The sequence below is a fragment of the Oceanobacillus sp. CAU 1775 genome (assembly GCF_054482815.1).
Genome location: NZ_JBTLRO010000005.1, coordinates 284,108 through 309,703, shown reverse-complemented (window position 1 = coordinate 309,703; position 25,596 = coordinate 284,108). Strand labels below are relative to the sequence as shown.

Genomic DNA, 25,596 nt, shown 5'->3' with positions numbered 1-25,596 from the left:
GACACACCGCTGGTGTACCAGTTGTTCCGCCAGGAGCATAGCTGGGTAGCTACGTGTGGAAAGGATAAGTGCTGAAAGCATCTAAGCATGAAGCCCCCCTCAAGATGAGACTTCCCATCACTTTAAGTGAGTAAGATCCCTCAGAGACGATGAGGTTGATAGGTTCGAGGTGGAAGCATGGCAACATGTGTAGCTGACGAATACTAATCGATCGAGGGCTTAACTAACTTCATAAAATGCAATGTCGTTGCAATGTTCTTATTTAGTTTTCAAGGTATAAAACATATAAAAGAATAGAGTTAAACTTGATTTTTTCTGTGAATCTATTATAATTATGGTTGTCACGAAAAATTAACAATAAGTTTACTTTATCTTAATGTCTGGTAGTGACGGCGGAAAGGTCACACCTGTTCCCATACCGAACACAGTAGTTAAGCTTTCCAGCGCCGATGGTAGTTGAGACTTTGTCTCTGCGAGAGTAGGACGCCGCCAGGCGAAAAATGAATTTTTCAAGCTTTTAAAGCTCAATGGAGAGCTGTCCGAGCTGGCCGAAGGAGCACGATTGGAAATCGTGTAGGCCGTTTACGCGGCCTCAAGGGTTCAAATCCCTTGCTCTCCGCCATATTATACTTACTTATAAGGCCCGTTGGTCAAGCGGTTAAGACACCGCCCTTTCACGGCGGTATCACGGGTTCGAATCCCGTACGGGTCACCATTTTAACCTTATTAATGTGGAGGATTAGCTCAGCTGGGAGAGCACCTGCCTTACAAGCAGGGGGTCGCAGGTTCGAGCCCTGCATCCTCCACCATTAAGTTCATTTATTATGATGTATGAATAAAATCATCATCTTTATATTATCGCGGGGTGGAGCAGTCCGGTAGCTCGTTGGGCTCATAACCCAAAGGTCGCAGGTTCAAATCCTGTCCCCGCAACCAAATTATTATTAATGGTCCGGTAGTTCAGTTGGTTAGAATGCCTGCCTGTCACGCAGGAGGTCGCGGGTTCGAGTCCCGTCCGGACCGCCATTATATTTTTATATGTTTTAATTTAAAAACATGGCTCGGTAGCTCAGTCGGTAGAGCAACGGACTGAAAATCCGTGTGTCGGCGGTTCGATTCCGTCCCGAGCCACCTTTTTGTATATTCATAATGGAGGGGTAGCGAAGTGGCTAAACGCGGCGGACTGTAAATCCGCTCCCTCAGGGTTCGGCAGTTCGAATCTGCCCCCCTCCACCATTTAAATAAAATAGTAGGGGTATAGTTTAATGGTAAAACGAAGGTCTCCAAAACCTTTGATGTGGGTTCGATTCCTACTACCCCTGCCATTTTTATATTTTTGTTTTATGGCGGTCGTGGCGAAGCGGTTAACGCACCGGATTGTGGCTCCGGCATTCGTGGGTTCAATCCCCACCGGTCGCCCTTTTTTATTCAGTTTAGTTCCTTATTGGGCTATAGCCAAGCGGTAAGGCAACGGGTTTTGGTCCCGTCATTCCCTAGGTTCGAATCCTAGTAGCCCAGCCATTTTGCGGAAGTAGTTCAGTGGTAGAACACCACCTTGCCAAGGTGGGGGTCGCGGGTTCGAATCCCGTCTTCCGCTCCATATTTTAATTAATATGGCGGTATAGCCAAGTGGTAAGGCAGAGGTCTGCAAAACCTTTACCACCGGTTCAAATCCGGTTACCGCCTTTCTTTTTTCGAAACTTGCCGGTGTGGCGGAATTGGCAGACGCGCGGGATTCAAAATCCCGTTCCTTCACGGGAGTGTCGGTTCGATCCCGACCACCGGTATTAATCTAAGCACACAAATAACTTAAAATTTTTAGCGTAATTAAGACAGGAATATCTTCCTGTCTTTTTATTTATGTGATAATTTTTTTTTATAAAATCGCACTGACTACTGATATTTTAGGTTCATCTTAGATGCGTTAAAATTTAATTGATAGGCTCGCAAACTTTAGTATAAACTGGTTTATGAGCTTTTTTATTTAGGATCTAATTGGTAGGTATAGCTCTAAATCGAATGAATAATATCTTTTAGAACAAAATTCATAAATTACTTCATTTATAATCTAACTGGAAATCTAAACAGATTGATTATAAGAGAAGGTTTTAAATATTTATTATAATTCATATCACTATATACCTGGGTAATTAGTGCTATAATATAGGGTAGTAAGATCAAAAGTGTTTGTCAAATTGCATTAGATTCTATAAATATAAGAAAGATACCGTAAAGATATTTACTTTCTTATCATTCGTTTACACATACTAAGTTTATTGATGAATTTCATAGTAGAGAAATAATTTGTAGAGTATTGGTGATATAATCAAATATGTTTGAGAGGAAAAGCTAGATGTATAAAAATCAAATATTGATGGATGGAATAAGTGATCTAATTTTTGTTGTAAAGGTTGAAAATGAATCTGATTTTGTATATGAATTTTTAAATCGTGCAGCAATGAATAGTACAGGACTTACTGAAGGTGTTATTGGTAAGACAATTCATGAAGTTTATCCTGAAAATATTGCCTCTTCTTTAAGTGAGATGTATCAAAAAGTATTCCGTAGTGGAGAAGTACATACGTATGAGGATTATTATGATTCAACCGAAGGCAGAAAATATTCGGAAACAAAACTCACACCATTGTTCGATGATATGAATAGGTGTAAACAAATTGTAGCAATTGTTAGAGATAGAACAGATGAAAAGTTAGCTAAGCAAGAAAAAGACAGGACTCTGATAGAGTTGAATAAGAGTAATGAAAGATACCTTTCACTTTTTAACTATAATCCAGATGCTATAATTTCGATAGATTTAAATGATTGTATTACTCATGGAAATCTTGCTCTTGAAAAAATCACAGGATATAAAGTAGAAGAATTAACTGGAACATCCTTAAGCTCGTTATTTGTTGAAGATGATGCGAATATAGTGGAAAAACTGCTTAAGGAAGCTCTCCGTGAATCAAAGGAAATTTCACATCTAAAAATTGAAAATAAATCAGATAAGATTGTATATGTGTCATTACGGGTAACACCATTAATTATAGATAATGAGGTTATTGGAATCTATGGTATTTTAAGGGATATTACAGAGATAACAGAATCCACAGAGAGATTGCGTGAAAGTGATGAACGCTTCCGAATCATTGCGGAAAATGCTAAAGATTTAATTACATTAATCAATGATAAAGGGAAAATTATATATGCATCACCTGCTTATAAAGAAACGTTAGGGCATGATTATAGAGAATATTTAGGAAAACCTTTTCACTATAATTTACATCCAGATGATAAGAGTATTATAAATAATGAGGTACTACATTCGATTGAAAAAGGAAAAAGTTTTCATGTACAAATTAGGCAATTTAATAATAAAAAAGAACCTGTTTGGACTGAAGCATATGGTACACCTGTTTTTGATGAACAAAATAAATTTAAACATATCGTAGTTATTTCGAGAGATATTAGTTTACAAAAGGAATATGAAGCTAAACTCGAATATTTTGCTCTTCATGATTCAATGACGGGACTTCCTAATCGTCGTTTATTTAAAGAACGTCTTGAAAAAGAATGGAAAGACTATCATGAGAGTGGAGAAGCATTCGCTATCCTATTGCTAGATATAGATAATTTTAAAGACATTAATGATACGTTGGGTCATGATGCTGGTGATGCTGTCATAGAAGAGTTTGGCAGGAGAATTAGTAAAGTAACAGCGGGAGACAATTTTGCAGCTAGATTAGGCGGCGATGAATTTGTAATTATTTTACCCAAAATCGGTTCTCATGACAATGCTATATCTATGGCAGAGAACATTCAAAATGAAATTCAAAAAACTTGGGAAGTAAATGGAAGAAGCTTAGAAATTACAACCAGTATGGGAGTTGTAATATCAACCGTAGGCATAAAATCATCCACATTATTAAAAACTGCAGATTTAGCATTGTATGAAGCAAAAAATACAGGAAAAAATTCTTTTAAATTAAAAAGAGTGTGAGAAAGTTCTCTTATGAATTATTAAGTTTAGAAAATGAGTATAAGTTCAATCAAAGAATATAATATCTTTGCTTGAACTTTTTTGTAATTGTAATTTAGAAGGATTTAGTATGGGGTTGTAACTCGTATCTAAGATCTTATACTTTTAACAAAAAAATTATGAAATTGATTCATTAATATAGAATTGAGGCGAGGGTTTGATGAAAGTAATAGGAATTGATTTGTCCGGGCCTAGTAATCACAAGGATACTGTCCTATCGGTATTTGAAGTAAAAAATAGTCAACTGAAATTTATTAAAATCAGGAGCAATATAAGTGATGAAGAAATTTTAAAAGAGATTATTGAACAAGCTCAATTAGATGAAGTTGTAATCGGTATAGATGCCCCTCTGTCTTATGAGGATGGTGGAGGGGATAGAGAATCGGATCGTGCTTTAAGAAGATATATTGTTGAACTTGGGATGAAGCCTGGTTCCATTATGCCTCCTACTTTAAATCGAATGGTTTATTTAACTTTGAGAGGAATCAGGCTTAGTAGGGAAATTGAATCTCAAGTATACGAACACCCAGTTTCAATTGTGGAAGTACACCCTGGTGCTGTGGTAGGTTCCAGATTATCACCATTAGAAATGGATTTTGTTTTAACGTATAAACAGGAGTTTCGTGTGAGACAATTTCTTCTAAGTTGGCTAGAGGAACAACATTTAATTGGAGTTCCGGATACAGTAGCGGAATTCAGTCATTCATTTGACTCCTGTGCTGCAGCTCTAGGTACCTGGCATTGGAAGGATGATAATTTTGTTCCGAAATGGATTTCCCCTGCAAAACCTCCTTTACATCCATATGATTTTTGCTGTTGATTAGAAAAAAATACGTAGAGGGTTGTTTAGTTGAAAGAAGATGACTTAAGTTTCAATAGGTACTTAAAAGTGTATAATTATCTTTAGTATTTAAACTAAATCTGCAAAATGCTGCTTTAAGAGCAGCTGACCAATTATTGAAAGGTGGTTGCCGGATGAGGACATTTGAAGAATTGCACACAATTGAAGCTGTAGATAATTTTATTTCCAATGATCCATTAACATTTGTTTATATATCACGCACAGGTTGCAGTGTTTGTCATGCGCTTTTGCCACAGGTAGAAGAACTAATGGAAAAGTTCCCTGAAATTAGACTCGGACATGTCAATTCAGCAGAAGTGGAGGAGGTTGCAGAACGGTTCACAGTCTTTGCGGTCCCCGCGTTGCTTCTTTTTGTTGAAGGAAAAGAATACTTGCGGGAAGCTCGTATTGTACATATGAGTCTATTTCAAGATAGAGTTCAGAAGATTTATGATGGGTATATGAATTAAAGGTTGAGAAGCTTTAAGTTTTTATTTTCACTTCCTCTAAACAATAGCAGTAATTACTTATGTATGCATAATTTAAGATTCAGGTCCACTGATAATCTAAGAAAATAAAATGTATTAGAAGACTCATAAATGTTGGTGCATCCACATCTATGAGTGCTTTTTTAAGAAGACTGGAAAAGTAAGATATAAATTTGTTTTACGCATTTTATTAAACAGCGGCTTTTATTTTTATAGTTAAAACAATTAGGTATCTAGAATTTATAAAGAACTAATTATTATAGTGTTTGTTAAATTTATATGGGAGAACCATTACCGTTTTTAAGTTCGATTTTACTCCTAGATACAGTTAAAAATTTAACCACTATTTTACTATCTGCAAAAGGTATTGCTCAATGTTATTCGCTAATCTCGTAGAATTTAAGTCTTTTAACAGTTGAATCGCTTGTTTAAGCTTTGCAGTACCTTCTTCTTTGTTACCAACTCTGATGTCATAGGCACCCTTAAGCTCTAATAAATGCACTCTTTCTATAAGATTGCTTTCAGGGATTGCTATATTTTCAATGTAAGATATAAACTCATCGAATTCTTTTTGAAATGTAAATTCTTCATGAAATTTATTAACTGATCCAAGCAAATATATAATCGTATTAAAAAGCACCGATGTGATGGCTTGATGAACTCTTTTATAGTTTCTAAAGCGAGCACTCTTTTCATAAGCAGTTCTTGATAGCATAACTACCATTTCTGGTTCAAGTAATAATAACGTTCCATTATATAAACTTAATTCATAATAGCCCCAAACTTCCACGCGAAATAAATAGTCGGATAGCATTTGTATGTCCTTTCTATTTATTCCTTCGTTCATATATTCCTTGTCTACTATACTTTCATATACTTCTATCAAAAGAGCATTATTATGGTAGGTCTCTACACCATATTGTTTCCAATTATTTAGTGAAGTATTTTTTAACTTTCTAAGTTGCTCTAAGTCCCTATTTAGATAAGCATTCTGAGCTTTTTTGAAAAACTGTTCTATTTTATCAGGTTGGAAATCGTTGTAGATATATAAGAATTCATCAAAATTCATCATTAGTTTTTCTAGTAATCTTGTCATGAGACCTAGTGTTATATCAGAATCTCCACGTTCAAACTTTGATAAAAATGAAATGGAGCAAATCCCGTCCGCTAGCCCCTTTAAAGTAATTCCTTTTTGTTTTCTTATGACTCTTAGCGTTTGCCCATATTTTTCTAGCAAGATAATCCCCCTTAATTAATAATTCCACTATATGACAATTTAAATAACCGATATTTTATTCACTATACAATAAAGTCATAGTAAAGGAAATATTTTAAGGAGGAACAGAAATGAATACACTTTTAATTACAAATGGAACGATTATTGATGTAGCGAACGGAGTTTCTTTTGGTGGAACAATTGAAATAGAAGGAGGTAAGATTAAAAGAATTATAAAAGAGGGTCAAGTCTTACCTGAAGGAAAAGAAACAATCGATGCAAAAGGTAAATATATCATTCCAGGCTTAATTGATATGCACTGCCATATTAATGAAAGGTTTGCACCACACTTTGTTGCATCTGGTGTGACAACAGTAAGGAATACTGCAGGTAATGTTAACCTACTTAAACATTTAATTGAAAAACCAGATCATGCACCTACTCCAAGAATATATGCATCCGATCGAATGATTGATGGAGCACCTGGTCAGTGGGGACCAACAAGCTTTGGTAATTTTGTTACAGATGATCCTGGAGAGGCGAGGAAAGAGGTTCGCAGGCAGGTAGAGGCAGGAGCAAAATTTATTAAAGTCTATGGTTGGGCTAAACAAGAAGTCATAAAAGCTACTGCAGATGAAGCGAAGAAATTTGGTTTGGAGGTTTCCATAGATTTAGTGAATTCCAAAGATGTAACAGCCTTACAGGCAGCAGAAGCGGGGGTTACTTGGTTTGAACATGCTTCAGGTTTTGCTCAAGAGTTGTTTAAAGGTTGGAGTCCACTAGTGGATCAAGCAGAGTGGCAGCATATAAATTGGGAAGAACCAGACAAAGAAATGGTGACGGCACTCTGCGAGAAAATGCTAGAATACAATGTGAAATTATGCCCTACGATGGTTTTATTTGATCAAGCAATGAGTTACCCTAATTATTGGTCACCCGAAAGTATAGTAATAGAATCTATTAAAAATAAAAAGCATCCTACAGAATACTGGAAAAGTCATGAAGAAATAATAGAAGTGATAAAAGAAAATAATGCTGTTATTAACGATTTAACCAAAGCTATTGCAAAGACCTACTATGACTTGGGTGGAACAGTGGTAGCTGGAACTGATACACCGGCTTTATTGTATACCTACCCTGGAATGGCTTTACACCGGGAACTAGAGATATTTGTGGAGATAGGATTTACTGAAGTAGAAGCTCTGCAAGCAGCAACAATAAATGCAGCCAAGTCGATTAACTTAGATGATAGGGGCCTCATCCACGAAGGTAAAATTGCCGATTTAGTAATTTTAAATAAAAACCCATTAGAAAATATTACACATACGCAGGAAATTAATCTAATCGTTAAAGGTGGTAAAGTATATCATCAAGACGAAATTTTAAGCACTGTGCCAAGTGAAGAAGATGTAAATAAAAAAATGGAAGCATTTATGAAGGAATGGGAAGCGCAAGAAGTAAATGAATGACTTTGGATTCATGCGAAAGGTTTATCTTCGGTAATAAGTTACATTGAAATATAATATTGAAATCGCAAACCAATTTAAAAAGTGTTTGCGGTTTTTTGTTTTCAACTATAATTATACTCCTAGATAGCTTACAAAACTGTAATCCTAATGAAATCTTAATCAATAGAAAGGTTCGATTATTAGGGATAAAATTAAATTAGGATAAAAATTAGGAGGAAATAAAATGAAAAAGAAAATTTATGCTTCAATAGGAGTTATTGTATTATTAGTTGTATTTTATAATGGTTACAACTATTATAACGGGCCGAAGATTGTAGACGGAGTTATTTCAAAAGAAATTAGCAACACAGGAGACCCTGGAACGGTTGCATCTGAATTCTCACCCGAGGATACAGTGTTTTTTACGGCAAAGTCTAATAGGTTTTGGGTAAAGGAAGCAAAGGTTATTTGGTATAAGGATAATCTTTCAAGTAAGAATAGATTTCTAGTTGAGGAAAATGTTATAAAAAATGATGCAGGGTATTTTAATGTGCAATTAACAGCTCCAGACAAACTAGAGGAAGGCGAATACTTCGTAACGATCTATGAAGAAGGAAATGACATTATAGAAACTAAGGGTAAGTTTATCGTCAAAAACTAAAAGGATCTACAAAGAGAATAGAATTAATGCTCGTAAAAATAAATATAAATCAAAAACTCAAGAACTAAAATGCTTTATCGTTCTTGAGTTTTTTTATGCCAGTAACTAAAGTTTTAGCGACAAATCACAAAAAAGTACATGCATCTCAAATATCCTCCAAAAATTAATTGATTTAACTTAAAGATTTAGTATGTTGAAACTTAATCTTAAAGACACAAGGATTACATACATCATGCTATAATAAAGATATGTTTGGTTTTTTGAAACTAATAATTATTTTAAAGGTATATTTAAGTTCTACTTCATATTAAACTACATATATTTTAAAAGCGGAGGAGTATTGATGATGTCAAAAGAGGTAAATGTAACAAATAGTAATATCAAAAAACGCAATTATACCCCGTTAATTTGGGTCATATCAATTGTAGCTGTAATTGTAATTTTAGGTGTAAACTATATACCAAGAAGTACGACGGGAACCATTTTTGGAATGGATTTAACGGTTTTACCGTTGTTGAATGCAATACTAAATGGAATCGCGTTTATCTTACTAGTATGTGCACTTATAGCAATTAGAAAGAAGAACATTGATGCACATCGAAAATTTATTTTTGCGGCGTTTTCTGCTACATTTTTATTTTTAATTTCTTATTTAACTTACCACGCAATGGCTGGGTCTACTAGCTTTGGTGGGGAAGGCTTCGTGCAGTATGCTTACTATTTCATCTTGATTACACATATTATTTTAGCGACTGCATTGTTACCACTAGCTCTTATCACTCTTGGTAGAGGGTTAAATATGGATGTTAAAAAACACCGAAAGATTGCGCGTTGGACGATGCCGATTTGGCTGTATGTAAGTATTACTGGAGTTGCTGTATATTTAATGATATCGCCATACTATTAATTGGAAAAAAATCCGCTCTTTATCAAATGATAAGGAACGGATTTTTTTGATTATTTTTTTCGAATCTGCCACGGTGTTCCGAGTTTTGGCAGGGCCCAGCGGTCAATTCCGTACCAACCTGCTACTTTCCATGCTAAGATTAGCAGGATTGCTATTATAAGCATTACTGGGTTTGTACTGACGGTACCAGCGAGTAGGAACGTCATATTCATTAGAGCACCAAAGAATGCTGCGATACCTGTTAACAGTCCCACTATGAGACCCAAGCCAATGAGAAATTCTCCATAAGCGACCATGTACGAGAATACAACTGCATTTGGAATAACAAGCGTTTCAAGGAACCAAGCATACCACCCAGCAACTCCACCTTCTTCAGCTAAAGCCATTACACCCATCATATAGCCTTTTAAAGCAGTACCAGCTTCTGACCCTGTCCAAGCTTCATTTGTAATTTTTCCAAAACCTGCCATTAACCAGGTATAACCTAAATAAAGCCGTAAAATTAGCCAAATCCATGCCGATTTTGTGTTTGTGAATAACCATCTTGAAACTGGATTTTCTTGAATGATTACTTCTCTACCGTGTCCTTGATCCTTTAATTCAACCATTTCAATAACTCCTCTCTTGTTAGAATTTATTATGTTGGCTTAATAATAAAACGAATTTAGAATAAAGGCAACATTTAACCAGAAGTATTGATGGTTTTACCAAATACCTAAGACATCTAACATAACAAACACGATTAAAACTGGAACAACATAGCGGATAAGGTAAAACCATGCGAGAAAAATACCATAAGGAATATTACTACCTCGTTTTAGTTCCTCAAATAAATTAGACTTTTTCATTCGCAAGGAAACAAAAACTGAAATTAGCAATGCACCAAGTGGCATCATGATATTACTTACTGTGTAATCTGCAAGGTCAAAAATTGTTTTATCAAATAAGGTAACGTCACTCAAGACCCCATATGATAAAGTTGACGGAATTCCAAAAATAAATATCGCTAAACCAATAATCCATGCCCATTTCTTCCTTTTAACAGGGTCACCTTTTGAAATAACCGCTACGATTACTTCTAACATAGAGAATGCGGAAGTTAAGGCAGCGAATAAAAAGACAATGAGAAATGCTGCAAAAAAGAACATTCCTAATGGCAGCTGGCTAAAGATTGTTGGTAGTACATTAAATATAAGAACTGGTCCAGCATCAGGCGATAAGTCAAATGCGAATACAGCTGGAAAAATAACAAGTCCAGCTAAAAGAACTACGGCTATATTCATTCCGACAATGGAAAGAGCTGAACTTGGAAGATTTTGTTCTTTTGACAAATAAGCACTATATGTAATCATTGCTGTTACACCGACGCTTAAGGTGAAAAATGATTGTCCCATTGCTTCCAAGATTGTATTTGAAGTTACCTTTGAAAAATCAGGCTGAAATAAAAAAGCTACTCCTTCTAATGCGCCGTCTAGTGTTAATGATCGCACAACGAGAATTAGAAAAAGGATAGCTAAAGCGGGCATCATTATTTTATTCGCTTGTTCAATTCCATTCTGAACGCCTCTCGTAATAACGACAATGGTAATTAAAATAAAAACAAGTTGAGCACTTATCGAAAGAAAAGGGTTCGCAATTGTATTAGCAAACATATCTGTATACTGTGCTTCATTTAATCCGTTTAATGTTCCTGTTACTATCTTCCCTAAATAACTGATGATCCAACCGCCAATAACACTATAAAAAGAGAGTAAAATGAACACGGTCGCCATACCTAAATATGAAATATAATGCCATTTTGAACCCGGGGCAAGAGTTTTAAAAGAGTTTACTGCATCTTTTTGTGTTGTTCTCCCGATGGAAAATTCTGCTAGCAATAATGGTAGCCCGAGAATTAGTGTAAATAAAAGAAAGATAATGAGAAAAGCTCCGCCACCATTTTGTCCGGTTATATAAGGGAACTTCCATATGGCTCCAAGTCCAATCGCGGCTCCTGCAGCTGATAATATGAATCCTAATCTTGATGAAAATTGCTCTAGTTGACTCATTGATTCTTCGACTCCTCAGAGATAGTATGTGCTCATTTTCATTGATTATAGTGGATATGTCAAAGATTAATGTTAAGAAAGAATATTATGAATCGCTGAAACGATGTGGTATCTTTAAGGTATTATAATTTGTGAAAACCAAGGGAAAGTTTGATTCATAAAAGCAGTATTATTTACATAAAAAACTCTAGAATGTGAATTCTAGAGTTTTTCGAAACGCTTTTAGAAGATATAGGTAATAACAAACCATAGAATTGCAAAGAAGATGATTAACATTGTGCCGTATTTAAGAAAAGCTACTGCAACTTTACTAGAGTCCGATTTCCTCTCAACTTTTTCAATTTCTTTATGCTCATCCATTTTATGCACCTCATATTTAGAATAATTTTGTCACTAATACATGTTCTAGATTCTATCTGTTATAGCTTTACTACTTATTAAATGATACCCAGCACAAAATTTGTTCAAACATCTTTCACGTTTTAGAAGGTTTTTAGCAGAATAAGAAGTATAATCTTATAGAATTTGATAAAATGAATATGTTCTTAAAAGATAAGGGTGGAATTAATTTGAAGCTGAAAAAAGTACTGCCAATATTATTTATGATAATGTTCCTTGTCATGGTTGGTTTTGGAATTATTATTCCCGTGCTACCATTTTATGCAGAAGATTTAGGTGCTTCACCAACTGAATTAGGATTATTAATGGCAGTTTATTCATTAATGCAATTTTTCTTTGCTCCCATGTGGGGGCGAATTTCAGATACATATGGACGAAAACCAGTAATCCTTGTTGGAATCTTTGGTTTAGCAGTTTCCTTTTTCTTAATGGCAATTTCAACCTCTGTTTTCATGTTATTTGTCGCGCGTGTCATCGGTGGTGTTTTATCCGCAGCAAATATGCCTACAGTCATGGCTTATGTAGCTGATATAACATCAGAAGAAGATCGTGGAAAAGGAATGGGGATTATTGGAGCAGCTACGGGGCTAGGGTTTATATTTGGACCTGCAATTGGTGGGGTGTTCACGAATATTAGTTTACAAGCACCGTTTTATATTGCGGGAACTTTATCTTTATTCACTATGATTCTCGTGATGCTTGTGTTACAGGAGTCACTTCCATATTCAGAGAAGAAACAAGCGACTAAGCAGAAACGTTCGATTAAAGATGCTTTTGCTGGCCCACTCGCTTCGCTCTACTTTTTACAGTTTTTCATTACGTTGTCGCTTGCAGGCCTCGAGGCTACTTTCGCATATTTTGCAGCAGAAAAAGCTGGATTGGATGCTGTAAAGCTAGGTTATATTTTTATGATTATGGGGCTTTCTAGTGCTGTTGTACAAGGAAACATGGGAGTGTTAACGAAGAAATTTGGAGAAATTCGCGTAATTCAAGCAGGAATCACAATATCTGCAATTGGCTTTATGCTTATTCTATTTACTAGAGATTTCTTAACGGCAGCAATTTTTCTTTCCATCTTTGGGGTAGGAAATGGTGTTATTCGACCTAGTGTATCCTCCTTGTTAACGAAAAAGTCTAAAGCTGGTTACGGAACTGCAACAGGGTACCTATCTTCTGTAGACTCGCTTGGAAGAATCATTGGGCCAGTCCTTGGTGGAGTATTATATTCTATAGCAATTGGACTGCCATATATCGTCGGTGCACTTTTATCGATTGTCGCATTTGCTGTATTTAACGAGAGATCAAGAGAGAAATTACGAATATAGATGATGGGGTAAATACATCATCTAAAAATATATTATGATGATTACAAAAAGCTACCTCCAATCAACTGGAGGTAGCTTTAGTTTTAGCCATTTGTAATATCTTGTGTTGGCCCAAATATTTCGAAGTGAATATCGGTGTCAGCAACATTTTGTTTTTTTAGATTTTGATAAGCTGCACGCATAAAACCTTTTGGTCCACAGAAGTAGAATGCTGCATTGTTTGTTGGCAGAATTTCTGCTAGCCATTCTGCATCAATATAACCTTCTTTATCAAAACTATCATTTACTTCTGGGTTGTCATACACTGTATAGCTTGTAACCTTTTCATTTGTTGTTTTAATTTCATTTATACGATCTTTCATGGCATGGAATTTTCCAGATCTTGCTGCGTGAATAAAAGTTACTTCGCGTTCAGGTTGTTCTTTTATTACCGTTTCTAGCATACTCATCATTGGTGTAAGTCCGACGCCACCACTCATTAGTACAAGCGGTCTTGTGTCTTCTAAATCTAGTACGAATTCACCTGTTGGTGCACTGATTGGTAGAATGCTTCCTACATTTAAGTTTTCATGCAAGAAAGTAGATACGACTCCAGGAGGGTTTCCGTTCATTCCATCTTCTCTTTTTACACTGATGCGGTAGACACCTTCACCAGGTGCACATGATAAACTGTACTGACGTAAGTGGTTATGTTCTGCTCCTTCGATTTCAGCTTTTACTGTAATATATTGGCCTGCTTGATAAAGTGGGAAAGGGTTACCGTCTACTGGCTCCAAATAGAAAGAGGTAATTACATCACTTTCTTTAACTTTCTTCACTACTTTAAAATCTCGAAAATTAAGCCAACCACCAGTTGTATTTTTTGTTTCTTCATACATATCTTCTTCAATAGAAATAAACACATTCGCAATCACACCATATGCTTTCTCCCATGCATTTATAATATCGTCGGTAGCTGCATCGCCGAGGACAGCTTTGATTGCTTGAAGCAAATGCTTTCCTACGATCGGATAATGTTCTGGTTTAATATTTAAACTAGTATGTTTGAACGCAATGGATTTTACATGAGGTAAGATTGCTTCTAAATTATCGATGTTAGCAGCTGCTGCATACACAGTATTTGCTAATGCTTTTGGCTGGTCACCGATTCTTTGGTTTGTTTGGTTAAATATATTTTTTAATTCAGGATGATTTTCAAACAATAATTGATAGAATTTCGTAGTGATTTTCTCACCATGTTCTTTCAGTACTGGTACGGTAGCCTTTATAATTTCTCTTGTTTCTTTGTCTAAACCTGTTGTTGCTGTTGTCATAAATAAAAGCACTCCCTATAATATATTTAAAGATGTATTTTGAATACATCTTTATTGTATACTTAATATAAACACTGTTACAATAGTAAAAAAGCGATTTATATTACAATTTAGTGAAGAGATGAGCAAGGAGAAAATCAATGAACTTAAAAAAATATACAGATTATGGGTTGCGTGTACTATTATTTGCTGGGTTAAAATCAGAGGGAGAACTTACGAGTATAAAAGAAATTTCAGAGGTATTCGATATCTCGCCACACCACCTCGGTAAAATTGTTCACGAATTAAATAAAATGGGTTTAATCGAAACAATAAGAGGGAGAAATGGTGGAATTAGGCTAGCTAAACCGCCAGAAGAGATTAATGTAGGTCTCGTTGTAAGACAGCTAGAAAGTGATTTTGTTTTGCTTGAATGCTTTGAACAGGGAGAGCATCATTGTGTCATTTCACCAGGTTGTTCATTGAAGCATGTATTAAACCGGGCATTACATGCATTTTTCAAAGTATTGGAAGAATACACAATCAAGGATTTAATTCATAATGAAGAAGAGTTGAGAGAATTAATGGGGATTAGTTTAAATATAAATCTTTATTAATTACTAGAAAATGAAACTTATTTTCTTTTAAATCGATACACATTACTAGGACATTTTTTATTTTTAGTTATGGTGATTCTTTACAGTGATATTGAGGTTTTTTTACGAGAGGATCATCAAACATAACCCAATGCCCGAAAGGAAGAGAGAAATCATGAAAAAGATCTTAGTCTTGCTATTTTTTGGCGTAACACTAGGAGCATGCGGACAATCTGTCATAGAAGAAAACAGAAAAGCTAATTTTGAGGAGAGCCAAAAGAGTATAATTGTATACGTGGATGAAACTCAACATGATTTTGAAGACAGTGTTTTAATATTAGCGATTCCAAGTGTTAATTTGGAAAACGCGGATAATCTTAATCTTACAAAAGAAGACTGGGTCATAAAAGCGCAAAATCATGAAGGTGCTTACTATGTGATTCATCAGGAAGTTTATGCTGAGCTAGATCTAGAGATTGGAAAAGAGTTTATCGCTTATTACGATGGTGAAGGAGAATCTGATCCTCCTGTAAGATTTGTTGAAGAGATTAAGTTGACTTCAGAATGAAAGCTACTTCGTAAACGAAAGGATGATGTATTTGAATAGCCAGTTGAAAGCAATAAAGGAACAAGTAGAAAAGAATAAAGCAGACCAGTTAAACGATAGTGCTTCAACAGGTATTGGATTATATGACAATGATGTTATCCTGGCTCTTATTGAATATACGGAGCAGTTGGAAAAACAAAACTACAACTATCGTGAGGCAATTATAGAAGCTATGGACTTAGGATTGTATGGTGATAGCGATGATGGTGTCAATACAATGTATAAAATTTTAAATGAGGCAATGAGAGAGATTAATTAAAGAGTATGTGTCATAGAAGCCTGTTCAAAATGATAATATAGATAAGTAACACATGAATCTTTCGTAGAGAGTCTTGAAAATCGAAATTAAATAAAACTTCTCAATCGAGAGTTGAGGCTAGATAGCTAAGGTCTCATATAAGCATTAATAAGGAGGATAAGTTTAATAATGGCAAAAAAGTCCGGAAGCTAGGAAAGAGGCTAAAAAATTTAAAAGAGACCTCGGCTGAAGTCTCTTGATTGTTTAAGCAAATTATCTGTTTTTTGTATTTCTTGTCTTAACTTTTCTTGCTTTGTTTTCGTTTTTCTCGTTGTTGGGTCTAACTCCCAACTTAGTCTGTTCCATTCAGGGTTTCTGCGTCCTTCTCGTTCTAATTTTTCTCTGTATTTCTTTGCAGTAGACTTGGCCATTTTATCACCTCTTTACATAGATAAATTCATAACAAGTTTATTATATAATAATTTTTTAAAGCAGTATATAAATTTGACAAAAGACTTTATCAGTTAAATTTTATTTAAGAAGGATTATGGCAATTTTTGTTGAATATTTAAGGGAGAGCAGGAAGTATAAGTAAGATTTTAACTTACTTAAACCGAGGAGGTGTCACTTCATATGCCGGTTTGTCAAAACTGTGGGAAGACATGGACTTGGAAACAAACAATGAAAACCATGTTCAGAATGAGATGCCCGAATTGTAGAGCGAAACAATATCAGTCTGCTGCTTCAAGAAATAAAAGTTTTTTATTTGTTTTGATTCTGATATTGATGATTCCTATTAAAGTTTGGTTTGATCTTCCGCTAATTGTGGGAATATCAATTACTGCTTTTTTAGTTATGATTATTTTGATTGTATATCCATTTTTCTTGAAGTTGTCAAATGAGGAAGAGCCTTATGCTTGATAACTCTTTAAATACAAATTGTTGCCTTGAAATAAAAAAATAATACATCAAGAGATTTAAGGTGAAGATGTACTTGAACGTTGGTATTCAAAAGAAGATAAAGTAGTTGCTGTTATTAATACCCTCCCATCACGTGCTAAGCGAATACGTAGAAAGTAAAACAGAGACATGCCCGAAAGCAGTCTCTGTTTTAAACTATTTAGCTAAAAAATCAATTTCAATTTCATTCTTTCTAGGTTTTCGTTTGAAGAGATATTCTCCATTTCGAATAGATGCAAGTACTTCAGCCCGTTCACGAATTGCTTCGTAGGGATCTTTTGCATCAAGTACGATAAAGTTCGCAGGTTTTCCTGCTTCAATACCATATACATCTAAAAGACCCATCACATTTGCACCGTTGATCGTAATCAGGTCAAGCGCTTTATTAATTTCTTCAATATGTGTGTAATGCGCTAAATGGATGCCGTTATCTAATATATTCATCATGTTTCCATTTCCTAGTGGGTACCAATAATCAGCAATAGAATCCTGAGCAAACGCGACATTGTTCCCATTCTCTAGTAATTCTTTTACTCTTGTCAGTCCACGTCGTTTCGGATACGTATCTCCACGACCTTGTAAATGCGCATTTTCGGTTGGGCATGAAATAAAGTTAATTTTTGACTCTTTAAAAAGCCCAAGCATTTTATTCGCATAACTATTTTCTACAGAGCCAAAGCTTGTTGTATGACTTGCAGTTGTTTTCTCTCCATAATCTTTTTCCATTACAAGAGCATTTAATACTTCTAAAAACCTACTATTTGGATCATCATTTTCATCACAATGAATATCTATCATTACATCATATTTAATTGCCATATCTACAATTCTACTTAGTGACTCCACACCATGTTCATAGGAGATTTCAAAATGAGGGATACCACCAGCGACATCTGCTCCCATTTCGAGTGCTTTCTCCATTAACTTTTCTGCACCTTTGTATCGGAAAAATCCTTCTTGAGGGAATGCAACGAGCTGTAGGGTTACAATATCTTTTAATTCTTCACGTAGTTTAATGAGTGCTTTCATACCAGTAAGATTCGGGTCAGTAATGTCAACATGGGTACGGATATATTGCACACCTTGGCTAACTTCTTTTTTTATACCATTTAATGCCCGTTCTCGTACTAGCTCTTCAGTTAAAGATTTCTTATTATCACTCCAACGCTGAATTCCTTCAAAGAGTGTACCAGATATATTTGCATTTCCTTCACCAAGTCCTGAAAAAATATAATCAAGATGAAGATGGGGGTCAACATATGGGGGTAAGACAAGACGACCTTCGAGATCAATCACTTCATCGACTTCTTCCAAGCTATTACCAATTTCCAAGAATTGATTATCTGAGACTAGGATTTCACTTGCGTGGGGGTTGCCATATATGTTTGCGTTGATAAATTTTTTCATATTTAAAAACTCCTATCCTGATGTTATCAGTATTAGTATATCATGTTGACTTAAAAGCTGAGAAGTTGCATAGATTAATGTATAATAGGAATTTGATTAAGGTTTGGAAAGGGTTTGTCATGAGCAGAGTTTTATTTATTATCATTGTGGTTTCATTTTTAGATACTTTTATTCAATTACCAATTATTACACCATATGCTATGGAACTCGGAGCATCACATCTATTAGCAGGTTCGATTGTAGCAATTTATTCACTTACGAATATGGTGGGGAATATTTTTGGTGGTCACTGGATTGATCGTTATGGTAGAAAACGTATGCTTTTAACAGGAATGTTTTTAGTCGCGATTATCTTAATTTTTTATCCATTGGCTCAAAATGGTTGGCAATTATTCTTTATCCGTTTCTTTCACGGTCTAGCAGGGGGTGTATTAATTCCTGCAGCTTTCGCTTATGTTGGCGATATTTCAAAATCAAAAACACGTGGTAGAACGATGGCGTTTACTGGAGCAGGAATCGGGATTGCAGCAATCACTGGGCCTGCAATTGGTGGAGCGATGGCAGCAAGAAGTCAGGTAGAATATGTATTTATATTCGTTTCTATTCTATTCTTCATTAGTTCATTTTTAATTATGAAGTTTATTAAAGAGTCATATGTTTCAACAGAAAAAGGGAAGTTTTCTTTAAACGAATTCGCGCCACTAATAAAACATCCGCAAGTTCTTCAGGCTTCATTAGCAGCATTTGCTCTGATGATTAGTAATGGAACTTTAGCTTTTGCATTACCATTAAAGGTCAATGAAATGGGATTAACATCAGAAACAACAGGAATGATGCTTAGCATTTATGGAATCGTTGCGTTAATTATATTTATTACACCGATAAATAGAATCTATGATAGGCTTTCCTCAGTCAGTTTAACGATTGTTGGTATTATGATTATAGGTTCTGTCCATATCATGTTAAATATATTTTCCGTTTATTGGTTGAGTATGGTTCTGATGGTTATATACGGAATCGGCTTTGCTTTTGTGTTCCCGTCTATGAATAAAATGGTTGCAAATGCTTCAACGATGGTCGATCGTGGAAAAGCTTATGGAATTTTCTATGCATTTTTCTCACTTGGAGCAGTAGCAGGGTCGTTTGTGTCTGGTGCAACTGCAGAAACACTTGGTCTCCCATTTTTCTCTAGTGCAATTACAATGATGACGATTGGGATAATACTCTACTATATTTCCAAAAAAAATCCAGAGAACACATCATCATGAAATTAAATTGAAATCCAATAAATACGATTACAAAAGCATTTAACAAGATGACGTTTTGCTCATTTTGATAAAATGCTTTTTTATTTTCATTCTTTCCTTTAATTAAGAAATATAAAGCCGATATAAGATAATGAAGATAAATTATTTAATACATAAGATTTAAAAAGAATCGGACAAACATATTCGAAATAATTGGTGGAGAGGTAAATTATGGATAAAACATCACTCATAGGTTTAGCATTAGGATTAATTGCAGTATTCGTAGGTATGGTCATGAAAGGTGTAGAGTTAGTCGCATTAATGAATCCTGCAGCTATTTTAATTATTCTTTTAGGTACAGCAGCAGCGGTAATCATTGCGTTCCCAACAAGCACAATTAAAAAAGTACCGTCTTATTTTAAAATTATATTTACAGAAGAGAAAGAAGTAGAATTACCTGAACTAATTGATGAATTTACTAGTTGGGCTGAGCAAACACGTAAAGAAGGACTGCTGTCTTTAGAAAATCAATTAAAAGATACAGAGGATGAGTTTTTAGCTTTTGGGCTACAATTAGCTGTCGATGGTCAAACACCAGAATTCATTGAAGACGTTATGCTTGAGCGTATTAGTGCAATGGAAAAAAGACATGCTGAGGGAGCGCAAGTATTCTCCCAAGCTGGAACATATGCACCAACACTAGGGGTGTTAGGAGCTGTAATCGGGTTAATTGCTGCTTTAAGTAATATGGAAGACATGGAAGTGCTTGGAGCTGCGATTTCTGCTGCGTTTATTGCAACATTACTAGGGATATTCACAGGTTATGTATTATGGCATCCATTTGCAAACAAGCTAAGACAAAAATCTAAAAAAGAAGTAGAAGTTAAAGAAATAATGATTGAAGGTGTACTTTCTATTATCAATGGTGATTCACCTACTGTTGTGCGTGAGAAATTAAACTCTTACCTACCTACTAAAAAAATTCAAGAAGCTAGGCAGGTGAGTGATGATGAGTAGACGAAAAAAAAGAAAGGCTAGATCAGAAGAAACACCTGATGAATCCTGGCTTTTACCTTACTCTGATATGCTAACACTGCTTGTTGCATTATTCATTGTACTCTTTTCCATGAGTCAGATAGATGTACAAAAATATGATGCACTTGCTTCTGTTTTTAAAAGTGAATTCTCTGGAGGTTCAACGATTCTAGAACAACCACTTGATGGTCAAGACGAAATTGAAATCATACCTGACGAGGACAGAGAAGAAGACGAAAAAGAAATCGATGAAGAAGCTAGCAATAGTAGACTCGAACTCATGAGTTTACGAGAAATTCAAGAAGATATAAATCAATATATTGAAGATAATAATTTGACGGATTCCTTAGAAACGGTATTAACAAATGAAGGATTATTTATTCAGATACTAAGTGATATTTCATTCGACCCAGGAAGTGCTGATGTTAAACCAGAAGGAATGGATATTGCTGAGGAAGTGTCCGTATTCCTTAATACGAGTCCCCCACATCAGATAATGATTAGTGGGCATGCAGATGATGTTCCAATGAATAATGAAGAATTCGGTTCTAACTGGGAATTAAGTGTCATGCGTGCAATAAGTTTTATGCGCGAAGTGCTTCAAAATGATGAATTAGACCCTACAATGTTCAGCGCAAGAGGATATGGGGAGTATCGTCCAAGAGTTCCGAATACAAGTGCTGAAAATAGAGCAAAAAATAGAAGGGTAGAGGTATTAATTTTACCGAACTACGAAATAAATGTGAATGAATAGTAAGTAATGTATGTTACTCATAAATTATTCAAGGCGTGGCGCAAGTAGTCTTCGCCTTTTTTTCTTGCAAAAATATATTTAGTGTAAAGATATTGATTAACCTGATTAAAGCGATATAATTGCTATGGTATAACTTTCTAGGGGGAAGGAGAATGAAATGGTGAAGAAATGGCGTTATACATGGACTTTCATGTTATTGTTACTGATTGGACTTGGTGTATATAGTAATGTGGCTAGTGATGAAGTAACGAATAGAGAAAAACGAGCGCTTTCCATTGCTGACGCTGGTTGGGATAGTATGCAAGTACATAATTTTATTGCAGCATTCATTATCGAACATGGCTATGATTATCCCGTTAATATGATTAATGGATCTTCTGCTGCAACGTTTACCGGTCTTGCAATGGGTGAGATCGATATTTATATGGAGCTTTGGTATAACAATTTAGAAGAACCATATGAAGAGGCACTAGCTGCAGAGGAAGTAGTAGAATTGGCACTTAACTTTACAACTGCAGACCAAGGTTTTTTTGTTCCAACTTATGTGATTGAAGGGGATCCAGAAAATGACATTGAGCCAATGGCACCTGATTTGAAAACTGTAGAGGATTTGAAGCGTTACCCGGAACTTTTCAAAGATCCTCAAGATCCAACAAAAGGGGTTATTATCGGAGGACATAGTGGGTCTGTAGCTCAAGAAATCATGCGTGAGAAGGTTAATACATATGGACTTAATGAGTATTATAATTATTTTTCACCGGGTTCTGCAGGAGCAACAGCAGCATCAATCGTAAGTGCATTTATGAATCATGAGCCTTGGCTTGGTTATCACTGGTCACCAACGTGGATATTAACAAAGTATGATATGACTCGTTTGGAAGAACCAGCTTATGACGAAGAAGTATGGAATGAAAATTACGGAACAGCATTTCCGGAGAATCAAATTTATATTGTTGTACATCATGAGTTACTAGAAGATGCACCAGATGTCACCGAATTCTTAAGAAACTATCAAACTTCTAATGAACTCACTGGAGAAGCGTTATTGTTTATGGAAGAGAATAATGCAAATACACAAGAAGCTGCTATATGGTTTTTACAAAATAATGAAGAATTATGGACAGAATGGCTTCCAGCCGATGTTGCAGAAAAAGTAAAAGCAGCATTATAGGGAAGAAAAAAGGGGTGAAGGGTTGCACTTGCAACTTATCATATGTTTGATTTTCCAGATACACTACATTTTAAATTAGGAAATTATATTGATAGTATTGTTGGTTGGTTAACCATTCATTGGGCAGGGTTTTTTGATGCAATAAAGTCAGCGCTTCTATGGGTGTTTGTAAATTTAAATGTGTTTCTTGCATGGCTACCATGGTGGTATTTTATATTAGTTGTATTTTTACTTGCATGGCAGTATAAATCATTTGGAACCGGAATTCTCTATAGTGTGTTCCTCTTCTTGATAGGAATGTTTGGATTATGGGATGCGACAATGTTTACACTAACAATTGTAATAGCAAGTGTTGTACTTACTGTAATTATCGGGATTCCTCTAGGGATCTTGATGGCCTCAAGCAATCGCTTTGAAACAATAATTAAACCTTTGCTTGATGCAATGCAAACAATGCCTACTTTTGTTTATTTGATTCCAGGAATCTTTTTCTTTGGATTAGGACTTGTGCCTGGAGTGCTTGCAACAATTATTTATGCACTACCACCGATTATTAGATTAACGAACCTAGCTATTCGTGGCGTTCCAAAAGAGGTTGTGGAAGCAGGTCTTACATTTGGACCGTCAAGAACTCAGTTATTAATGAAAGTCCAAATTCCACAAGCATTGCCGACAATCATGACTGGGGTAAACCAAACGACAATGATGGCATTAGCTATGGTTGTTGTCGCGTCAATGGTTGGAGTGGAAGGACTGGGATTAGAAGTACTAAATGCTTTAAACCAAATTGATGTCGCTAAAGGTTTTGAAGCAGGGATAAGTATTGTTTTTATTGCGATCATTATAGACCGCCTGACACTTGCTGTTTCTGATCGAACCCAGAGAAGAACGAGAAGGGGGCTAGCAAAATGACAACTAAAGTAAAAATTCAACATGTCACGAAAATTTTTGGCCCTCGCCCGAAAGAAACGCTTCAATTCCTTGAAGGAGACATATCAAGGGAAGCTTTTGCAGAGAAAACGGGACATTCTATTGGAATTCGTGATGTCTCCTTAGATGTTAAAGAGGGAGAAATCTTTGTAATTATGGGGCTGTCTGGAAGTGGTAAATCCACATTATTACGCTGTTTAAATCTATTAAATGAACCTACTGCTGGAAAAATTATAATAGATGGTGAAGAAATTACAGCTTATAATGATCAACAACTAAAGCACTTTAGACAAAATAAAATTGCGATGGTTTTCCAGAACTTTGGGCTTTTTAGTCATCGGACGGTTGCTGAGAATGTGGGCTATGGCTTGGAGATACGTAAAGTTCCAATCAAAGAGAGAGACAGACTGATTCAAGAAAGTATTGAAACAGTTGGTTTGAAGGGCACAGAAGATAAATATCCAGCGGAGCTTAGTGGCGGTATGCAACAAAGAGTTGGCTTGGCGCGAGCACTTGCAAACGATCCAGATATTCTATTAATGGACGAGCCATTCAGCGCATTAGACCCACTTATTCGTCGCCAAATGCAAGAAGAGCTTCTTGATTTACAAAAGAAATTAAAGAAAACAATTATTTTTATTACACATGATGTGAATGAGGCGTTTAAAATTGGTAACCGTGTTGCTGTCATGAAAAACGGCCAAATAGAACAAATTAATACTCCGCTTCATATCTTAAGAGAACCTGCGAACACATACATTGAGGAGTTCGTAAAGGATATTGACAGAGCGAAAGTACTTCAAGTGAAAGACATTATGGGTGAGCTAAAAATATTTTCAGAAGCAGAATTAAAACAATATCTTGCAAGAGAAAATAAAATAGACGCATCTTTATATCTTCAAGATGTACTTGAAGTAGCCTTAGCAAGTTCAACATCTTTAGTTGTTGTTGAAGATGATGAGTTTGTAGGATTACTCTCAAAAGAGGAAATATTGAAGAGTTTAATTTAATTTGTTCATAAATAGAACACACAATAAATAGGGGCTTGGATGATCAAGCTCCTTTTCTTATGAATTTCATAAACTTGTAGTCAAGAGTAATCTTCTAGTTCATTTTTATTTATCTGCTTTTTTCCCTTTTATACTTTATATAAGAAAAAAGTAGTCCGAATAAGTACAATCCCCATAGAACGAGACTATTAAAGCCTATTCCTACTTGAGAAACACCTCCGAGTATCTCTAGAATAAAAAGTAATGAGAAAATATAAATACCGAATAAAAAAGTAAATACGAACTCTTGCTTACTTGAAAGAAATACTGGTGCTTTTCTTTCATGGGTAATAACTGCTACCACTAGAAAGAGAACAACTCCGGTGGCTGCAATTGGTAAGCTTATCCCTATATCTGGAAAGAAATCGATCACAATCCCTAACGTAAAGAAAATCACTGCTAAAATTTGAGCTATAGTATTTATTTTCTTTTTCACTTTTTATCATCCTCTGGTTAAATCTTCTTGCATGAGTTCAATGTTTCTCAACATAAGGTTCATCATATTTAAATAACTTAGCTTTAGTATAAAATCCATTCATCTAATGCTTCTTCAATAATGTTCTCTGCTGTGGTAAACGGAAGTGTGTGATATTCCCAATCGAGGAAACCATTTTTAAAGCCTTTAGTTAGAAATATCATCTCAAATTCATTCCTAACATAAATCTGTGTCAAATATATATTGTTCCCTGCATATTTTGTGTAAATGTTGAGGTCACTTAATTCTATTAAACTTTGATCATTTCTACCTCTTTCAGCATTTACTTTACTAATATAGGAGTCTGCATCATTCCAATTATTTTCTTTTGACTTTAAATATATTGCATCAAAGTTCACCAAAATTAAAACCACTACTATTATTAGAGTACTAGAAAAAATGAATTTCTTCATAACATCTCTCCTTAATACACGAATTGATCTCCCTAGCACCATCAAACCAA

The 25,596-nt window shown here is 35.3% G+C and carries 26 protein-coding genes, 13 tRNA genes and 2 rRNA genes; 32 read left to right on the top strand and 9 right to left on the bottom strand.

Annotated features, from left to right (window positions below):
* From ACXYMZ_RS11240 to ACXYMZ_RS11155, 18 genes are all read left to right on the top strand, one after another.
* Positions 1-227, top strand: a 23S ribosomal RNA gene (locus ACXYMZ_RS11240); the annotation flags it as partial.
* Between the two features lie 152 nt (positions 228-379).
* A 5S ribosomal RNA gene (gene rrf / locus ACXYMZ_RS11235) occupies positions 380-495 on the top strand.
* Positions 496-529: 34 nt separating this feature from the next.
* Positions 530-622: transfer RNA gene (locus ACXYMZ_RS11230), tRNA-Ser, on the top strand.
* 18 nt (positions 623-640) lie between these two features.
* Positions 641-715: transfer RNA gene (locus ACXYMZ_RS11225), tRNA-Glu, on the top strand.
* An 18-nt stretch (positions 716-733) separates the two neighbouring features.
* A tRNA-Val gene (locus ACXYMZ_RS11220) sits at positions 734-809 on the top strand.
* Positions 810-859: 50 nt separating this feature from the next.
* A tRNA-Met gene (locus ACXYMZ_RS11215) sits at positions 860-936 on the top strand.
* A gap of 13 nt (positions 937-949) precedes the next feature.
* Positions 950-1,026 (top strand) — tRNA-Asp (locus ACXYMZ_RS11210).
* Between the two features lie 32 nt (positions 1,027-1,058).
* Positions 1,059-1,131 (top strand) — tRNA-Phe (locus ACXYMZ_RS11205).
* A gap of 20 nt (positions 1,132-1,151) precedes the next feature.
* Positions 1,152-1,236, top strand: a tRNA-Tyr gene (locus ACXYMZ_RS11200).
* Between the two features lie 15 nt (positions 1,237-1,251).
* Positions 1,252-1,325, top strand: a tRNA-Trp gene (locus ACXYMZ_RS11195).
* Positions 1,326-1,346: 21 nt separating this feature from the next.
* Positions 1,347-1,419 (top strand) — tRNA-His (locus tag ACXYMZ_RS11190).
* A gap of 26 nt (positions 1,420-1,445) precedes the next feature.
* Positions 1,446-1,521: transfer RNA gene (locus tag ACXYMZ_RS11185), tRNA-Gln, on the top strand.
* Between the two features lie 4 nt (positions 1,522-1,525).
* Positions 1,526-1,600 (top strand) — tRNA-Gly (locus tag ACXYMZ_RS11180).
* Positions 1,601-1,615: 15 nt separating this feature from the next.
* A tRNA-Cys gene (locus tag ACXYMZ_RS11175) sits at positions 1,616-1,686 on the top strand.
* Positions 1,687-1,703: 17 nt separating this feature from the next.
* A tRNA-Leu gene (locus ACXYMZ_RS11170) sits at positions 1,704-1,787 on the top strand.
* 566 nt (positions 1,788-2,353) lie between these two features.
* Positions 2,354-4,000 carry a sensor domain-containing protein gene (locus ACXYMZ_RS11165; protein WP_458948485.1) on the top strand — a complete coding sequence of 549 codons (1,647 nt, stop codon included), beginning with the start codon at positions 2,354-2,356 and terminating at the stop codon, positions 3,998-4,000.
* Between the two features lie 199 nt (positions 4,001-4,199).
* Positions 4,200-4,859 (top strand): DUF429 domain-containing protein, encoded by a 660-nt coding sequence (locus tag ACXYMZ_RS11160; protein WP_458948495.1) that lies wholly within the window; start codon positions 4,200-4,202, stop codon positions 4,857-4,859.
* 155 nt (positions 4,860-5,014) lie between these two features.
* Positions 5,015-5,350: a thioredoxin family protein gene (locus ACXYMZ_RS11155; RefSeq protein ID WP_458948484.1), complete on the top strand. Its 336-nt coding sequence runs from the start codon at positions 5,015-5,017 to the stop codon at positions 5,348-5,350.
* A 361-nt stretch (positions 5,351-5,711) separates the two neighbouring features.
* Here the strand turns inward: ACXYMZ_RS11155 and ACXYMZ_RS11150 are convergent, their stop codons facing one another.
* The gene (locus ACXYMZ_RS11150; RefSeq protein WP_458948483.1) at positions 5,712-6,605 is read right to left on the bottom strand and encodes a helix-turn-helix domain-containing protein; all 894 of its coding nucleotides are present in this window, start codon (positions 6,603-6,605) and stop codon (positions 5,712-5,714) included.
* 110 nt (positions 6,606-6,715) lie between these two features.
* Here ACXYMZ_RS11150 and ACXYMZ_RS11145 point away from each other — a divergent pair, with 110 nt between their 5' ends.
* The 3 genes from ACXYMZ_RS11145 to ACXYMZ_RS11135 all read left to right on the top strand — a co-directional run bounded on the left by ACXYMZ_RS11145 (position 6,716) and on the right by ACXYMZ_RS11135 (position 9,600).
* Complete coding sequence (locus ACXYMZ_RS11145; RefSeq protein ID WP_458948482.1) at positions 6,716-8,053, top strand: amidohydrolase family protein; 1,338 nt, start codon at positions 6,716-6,718, stop codon at positions 8,051-8,053.
* Positions 8,054-8,276: 223 nt separating this feature from the next.
* On the top strand, positions 8,277-8,693 hold the full coding sequence (locus ACXYMZ_RS11140; RefSeq protein ID WP_458948481.1) for a hypothetical protein: 417 nt from the start codon (positions 8,277-8,279) through the stop codon (positions 8,691-8,693).
* 346 nt (positions 8,694-9,039) lie between these two features.
* Positions 9,040-9,600 (top strand): DUF420 domain-containing protein, encoded by a 561-nt coding sequence (locus ACXYMZ_RS11135; protein ID WP_458948480.1) that lies wholly within the window; start codon positions 9,040-9,042, stop codon positions 9,598-9,600.
* Positions 9,601-9,650: 50 nt separating this feature from the next.
* Here the strand turns inward: ACXYMZ_RS11135 and ACXYMZ_RS11130 are convergent, their stop codons facing one another.
* From ACXYMZ_RS11130 to ACXYMZ_RS11120, 3 genes are all read right to left on the bottom strand, one after another.
* Positions 9,651-10,208 (bottom strand): DoxX family protein, encoded by a 558-nt coding sequence (locus tag ACXYMZ_RS11130; protein ID WP_458948479.1) that lies wholly within the window; start codon positions 10,206-10,208, stop codon positions 9,651-9,653.
* A gap of 96 nt (positions 10,209-10,304) precedes the next feature.
* Complete coding sequence (locus ACXYMZ_RS11125) at positions 10,305-11,648, bottom strand: sodium-dependent transporter (RefSeq protein ID WP_458948478.1); 1,344 nt, start codon at positions 11,646-11,648, stop codon at positions 10,305-10,307.
* Between the two features lie 222 nt (positions 11,649-11,870).
* On the bottom strand, positions 11,871-12,008 hold the full coding sequence (locus tag ACXYMZ_RS11120) for a hypothetical protein (protein ID WP_458948477.1): 138 nt from the start codon (positions 12,006-12,008) through the stop codon (positions 11,871-11,873).
* A gap of 209 nt (positions 12,009-12,217) precedes the next feature.
* Between ACXYMZ_RS11120 and ACXYMZ_RS11115 the strand changes: the two genes are divergently transcribed.
* A complete protein-coding gene (locus ACXYMZ_RS11115; protein WP_458948476.1) occupies positions 12,218-13,372 on the top strand; it encodes an MFS transporter in 1,155 nt (384 codons plus the stop codon).
* 83 nt (positions 13,373-13,455) lie between these two features.
* Here the strand turns inward: ACXYMZ_RS11115 and hmpA are convergent, their stop codons facing one another.
* Entirely contained in the window at positions 13,456-14,685 is a 1,230-nt protein-coding gene (gene hmpA, locus ACXYMZ_RS11110; RefSeq protein ID WP_458948475.1) for an NO-inducible flavohemoprotein, read from the bottom strand.
* 140 nt (positions 14,686-14,825) lie between these two features.
* Here hmpA and ACXYMZ_RS11105 point away from each other — a divergent pair, with 140 nt between their 5' ends.
* The 3 genes from ACXYMZ_RS11105 to ACXYMZ_RS11095 all read left to right on the top strand — a co-directional run bounded on the left by ACXYMZ_RS11105 (position 14,826) and on the right by ACXYMZ_RS11095 (position 16,126).
* Entirely contained in the window at positions 14,826-15,281 is a 456-nt protein-coding gene (locus tag ACXYMZ_RS11105; RefSeq protein WP_458948474.1) for an RrF2 family transcriptional regulator, read from the top strand.
* Positions 15,282-15,435: 154 nt separating this feature from the next.
* A complete protein-coding gene (locus ACXYMZ_RS11100; RefSeq protein ID WP_458948473.1) occupies positions 15,436-15,828 on the top strand; it encodes a hypothetical protein in 393 nt (130 codons plus the stop codon).
* 31 nt (positions 15,829-15,859) lie between these two features.
* Entirely contained in the window at positions 15,860-16,126 is a 267-nt protein-coding gene (locus tag ACXYMZ_RS11095) for a hypothetical protein (RefSeq protein ID WP_458948472.1), read from the top strand.
* 209 nt (positions 16,127-16,335) lie between these two features.
* On the opposite strand, the gene ACXYMZ_RS11090 is transcribed toward ACXYMZ_RS11095, so the two are convergent.
* Positions 16,336-16,536: a uracil phosphoribosyltransferase gene (locus ACXYMZ_RS11090; protein ID WP_458948471.1), complete on the bottom strand. Its 201-nt coding sequence runs from the start codon at positions 16,534-16,536 to the stop codon at positions 16,336-16,338.
* A 202-nt stretch (positions 16,537-16,738) separates the two neighbouring features.
* On the opposite strand from ACXYMZ_RS11090, the gene ACXYMZ_RS11085 reads away from it, so the two are divergent.
* The gene (locus ACXYMZ_RS11085; RefSeq protein ID WP_458948470.1) at positions 16,739-17,026 is read left to right on the top strand and encodes a TIGR04104 family putative zinc finger protein; all 288 of its coding nucleotides are present in this window, start codon (positions 16,739-16,741) and stop codon (positions 17,024-17,026) included.
* 195 nt (positions 17,027-17,221) lie between these two features.
* Here ACXYMZ_RS11085 and ACXYMZ_RS11080 read toward each other — a convergent pair whose 3' ends face one another.
* The gene (locus tag ACXYMZ_RS11080; protein WP_458948469.1) at positions 17,222-18,472 is read right to left on the bottom strand and encodes an amidohydrolase family protein; all 1,251 of its coding nucleotides are present in this window, start codon (positions 18,470-18,472) and stop codon (positions 17,222-17,224) included.
* Between the two features lie 92 nt (positions 18,473-18,564).
* Here ACXYMZ_RS11080 and ACXYMZ_RS11075 point away from each other — a divergent pair, with 92 nt between their 5' ends.
* From ACXYMZ_RS11075 to ACXYMZ_RS11050, 6 genes are all read left to right on the top strand, one after another.
* Positions 18,565-19,740 carry an MFS transporter gene (locus ACXYMZ_RS11075; RefSeq protein ID WP_458948468.1) on the top strand — a complete coding sequence of 392 codons (1,176 nt, stop codon included), beginning with the start codon at positions 18,565-18,567 and terminating at the stop codon, positions 19,738-19,740.
* A gap of 210 nt (positions 19,741-19,950) precedes the next feature.
* Complete coding sequence (gene motA / locus ACXYMZ_RS11070; protein ID WP_458948467.1) at positions 19,951-20,736, top strand: flagellar motor stator protein MotA; 786 nt, start codon at positions 19,951-19,953, stop codon at positions 20,734-20,736.
* Positions 20,729-21,508: a flagellar motor protein MotB gene (gene motB, locus ACXYMZ_RS11065; protein WP_458948466.1), complete on the top strand. Its 780-nt coding sequence runs from the start codon at positions 20,729-20,731 to the stop codon at positions 21,506-21,508. Before motA ends, motB begins: the two co-directional genes overlap by 8 nt.
* Before the next feature lie 160 nt (positions 21,509-21,668).
* Complete coding sequence (locus ACXYMZ_RS11060) at positions 21,669-22,679, top strand: ABC transporter substrate-binding protein (protein ID WP_458948465.1); 1,011 nt, start codon at positions 21,669-21,671, stop codon at positions 22,677-22,679.
* Positions 22,680-22,721: 42 nt separating this feature from the next.
* Entirely contained in the window at positions 22,722-23,591 is an 870-nt protein-coding gene (locus tag ACXYMZ_RS11055) for an ABC transporter permease (RefSeq protein WP_458948464.1), read from the top strand.
* Positions 23,588-24,619, top strand: a complete 1,032-nt coding sequence (locus ACXYMZ_RS11050) for a quaternary amine ABC transporter ATP-binding protein (RefSeq protein WP_458948463.1) — start codon at positions 23,588-23,590, stop codon at positions 24,617-24,619. The genes ACXYMZ_RS11055 and ACXYMZ_RS11050 overlap by 4 nt, the downstream gene beginning before the upstream one ends.
* A 109-nt stretch (positions 24,620-24,728) precedes the next feature.
* Here the strand turns inward: ACXYMZ_RS11050 and ACXYMZ_RS11045 are convergent, their stop codons facing one another.
* Both ACXYMZ_RS11045 and ACXYMZ_RS11040 read right to left on the bottom strand, forming a co-directional pair.
* Positions 24,729-25,094: a hypothetical protein gene (locus ACXYMZ_RS11045; protein ID WP_458948462.1), complete on the bottom strand. Its 366-nt coding sequence runs from the start codon at positions 25,092-25,094 to the stop codon at positions 24,729-24,731.
* An 83-nt stretch (positions 25,095-25,177) separates the two neighbouring features.
* Positions 25,178-25,546: a hypothetical protein gene (locus ACXYMZ_RS11040; protein ID WP_458948461.1), complete on the bottom strand. Its 369-nt coding sequence runs from the start codon at positions 25,544-25,546 to the stop codon at positions 25,178-25,180.
* Positions 25,547-25,596: the final 50 nt, after the last annotated feature.

Coding starts and splice junctions, on each gene's coding strand:
- ACXYMZ_RS11040 (WP_458948461.1), bottom strand. CDS start 25,546: ATGAAGAAATTCATTTTTTCTAGTACTCTAATAATAGTAGTGGTTTTA.
- ACXYMZ_RS11145 (WP_458948482.1), top strand. CDS start 6,716: ATGAATACACTTTTAATTACAAATGGAACGATTATTGATGTAGCGAAC.
- ACXYMZ_RS11140 (WP_458948481.1), top strand. CDS start 8,277: ATGAAAAAGAAAATTTATGCTTCAATAGGAGTTATTGTATTATTAGTT.
- ACXYMZ_RS11085 (WP_458948470.1), top strand. CDS start 16,739: ATGCCGGTTTGTCAAAACTGTGGGAAGACATGGACTTGGAAACAAACA.
- ACXYMZ_RS11080 (WP_458948469.1), bottom strand. CDS start 18,472: ATGAAAAAATTTATCAACGCAAACATATATGGCAACCCCCACGCAAGT.
- ACXYMZ_RS11090 (WP_458948471.1), bottom strand. CDS start 16,536: ATGGCCAAGTCTACTGCAAAGAAATACAGAGAAAAATTAGAACGAGAA.
- ACXYMZ_RS11135 (WP_458948480.1), top strand. CDS start 9,040: ATGTCAAAAGAGGTAAATGTAACAAATAGTAATATCAAAAAACGCAAT.
- ACXYMZ_RS11105 (WP_458948474.1), top strand. CDS start 14,826: ATGAACTTAAAAAAATATACAGATTATGGGTTGCGTGTACTATTATTT.
- ACXYMZ_RS11055 (WP_458948464.1), top strand. CDS start 22,722: ATGTTTGATTTTCCAGATACACTACATTTTAAATTAGGAAATTATATT.
- ACXYMZ_RS11160 (WP_458948495.1), top strand. CDS start 4,200: ATGAAAGTAATAGGAATTGATTTGTCCGGGCCTAGTAATCACAAGGAT.
- ACXYMZ_RS11155 (WP_458948484.1), top strand. CDS start 5,015: ATGAGGACATTTGAAGAATTGCACACAATTGAAGCTGTAGATAATTTT.
- ACXYMZ_RS11125 (WP_458948478.1), bottom strand. CDS start 11,648: ATGAGTCAACTAGAGCAATTTTCATCAAGATTAGGATTCATATTATCA.
- ACXYMZ_RS11050 (WP_458948463.1), top strand. CDS start 23,588: ATGACAACTAAAGTAAAAATTCAACATGTCACGAAAATTTTTGGCCCT.
- motB (WP_458948466.1), top strand. CDS start 20,729: ATGAGTAGACGAAAAAAAAGAAAGGCTAGATCAGAAGAAACACCTGAT.
- ACXYMZ_RS11120 (WP_458948477.1), bottom strand. CDS start 12,008: ATGGATGAGCATAAAGAAATTGAAAAAGTTGAGAGGAAATCGGACTCT.
- ACXYMZ_RS11100 (WP_458948473.1), top strand. CDS start 15,436: ATGAAAAAGATCTTAGTCTTGCTATTTTTTGGCGTAACACTAGGAGCA.
- ACXYMZ_RS11165 (WP_458948485.1), top strand. CDS start 2,354: ATGTATAAAAATCAAATATTGATGGATGGAATAAGTGATCTAATTTTT.
- motA (WP_458948467.1), top strand. CDS start 19,951: ATGGATAAAACATCACTCATAGGTTTAGCATTAGGATTAATTGCAGTA.
- hmpA (WP_458948475.1), bottom strand. CDS start 14,685: ATGACAACAGCAACAACAGGTTTAGACAAAGAAACAAGAGAAATTATA.
- ACXYMZ_RS11130 (WP_458948479.1), bottom strand. CDS start 10,208: ATGGTTGAATTAAAGGATCAAGGACACGGTAGAGAAGTAATCATTCAA.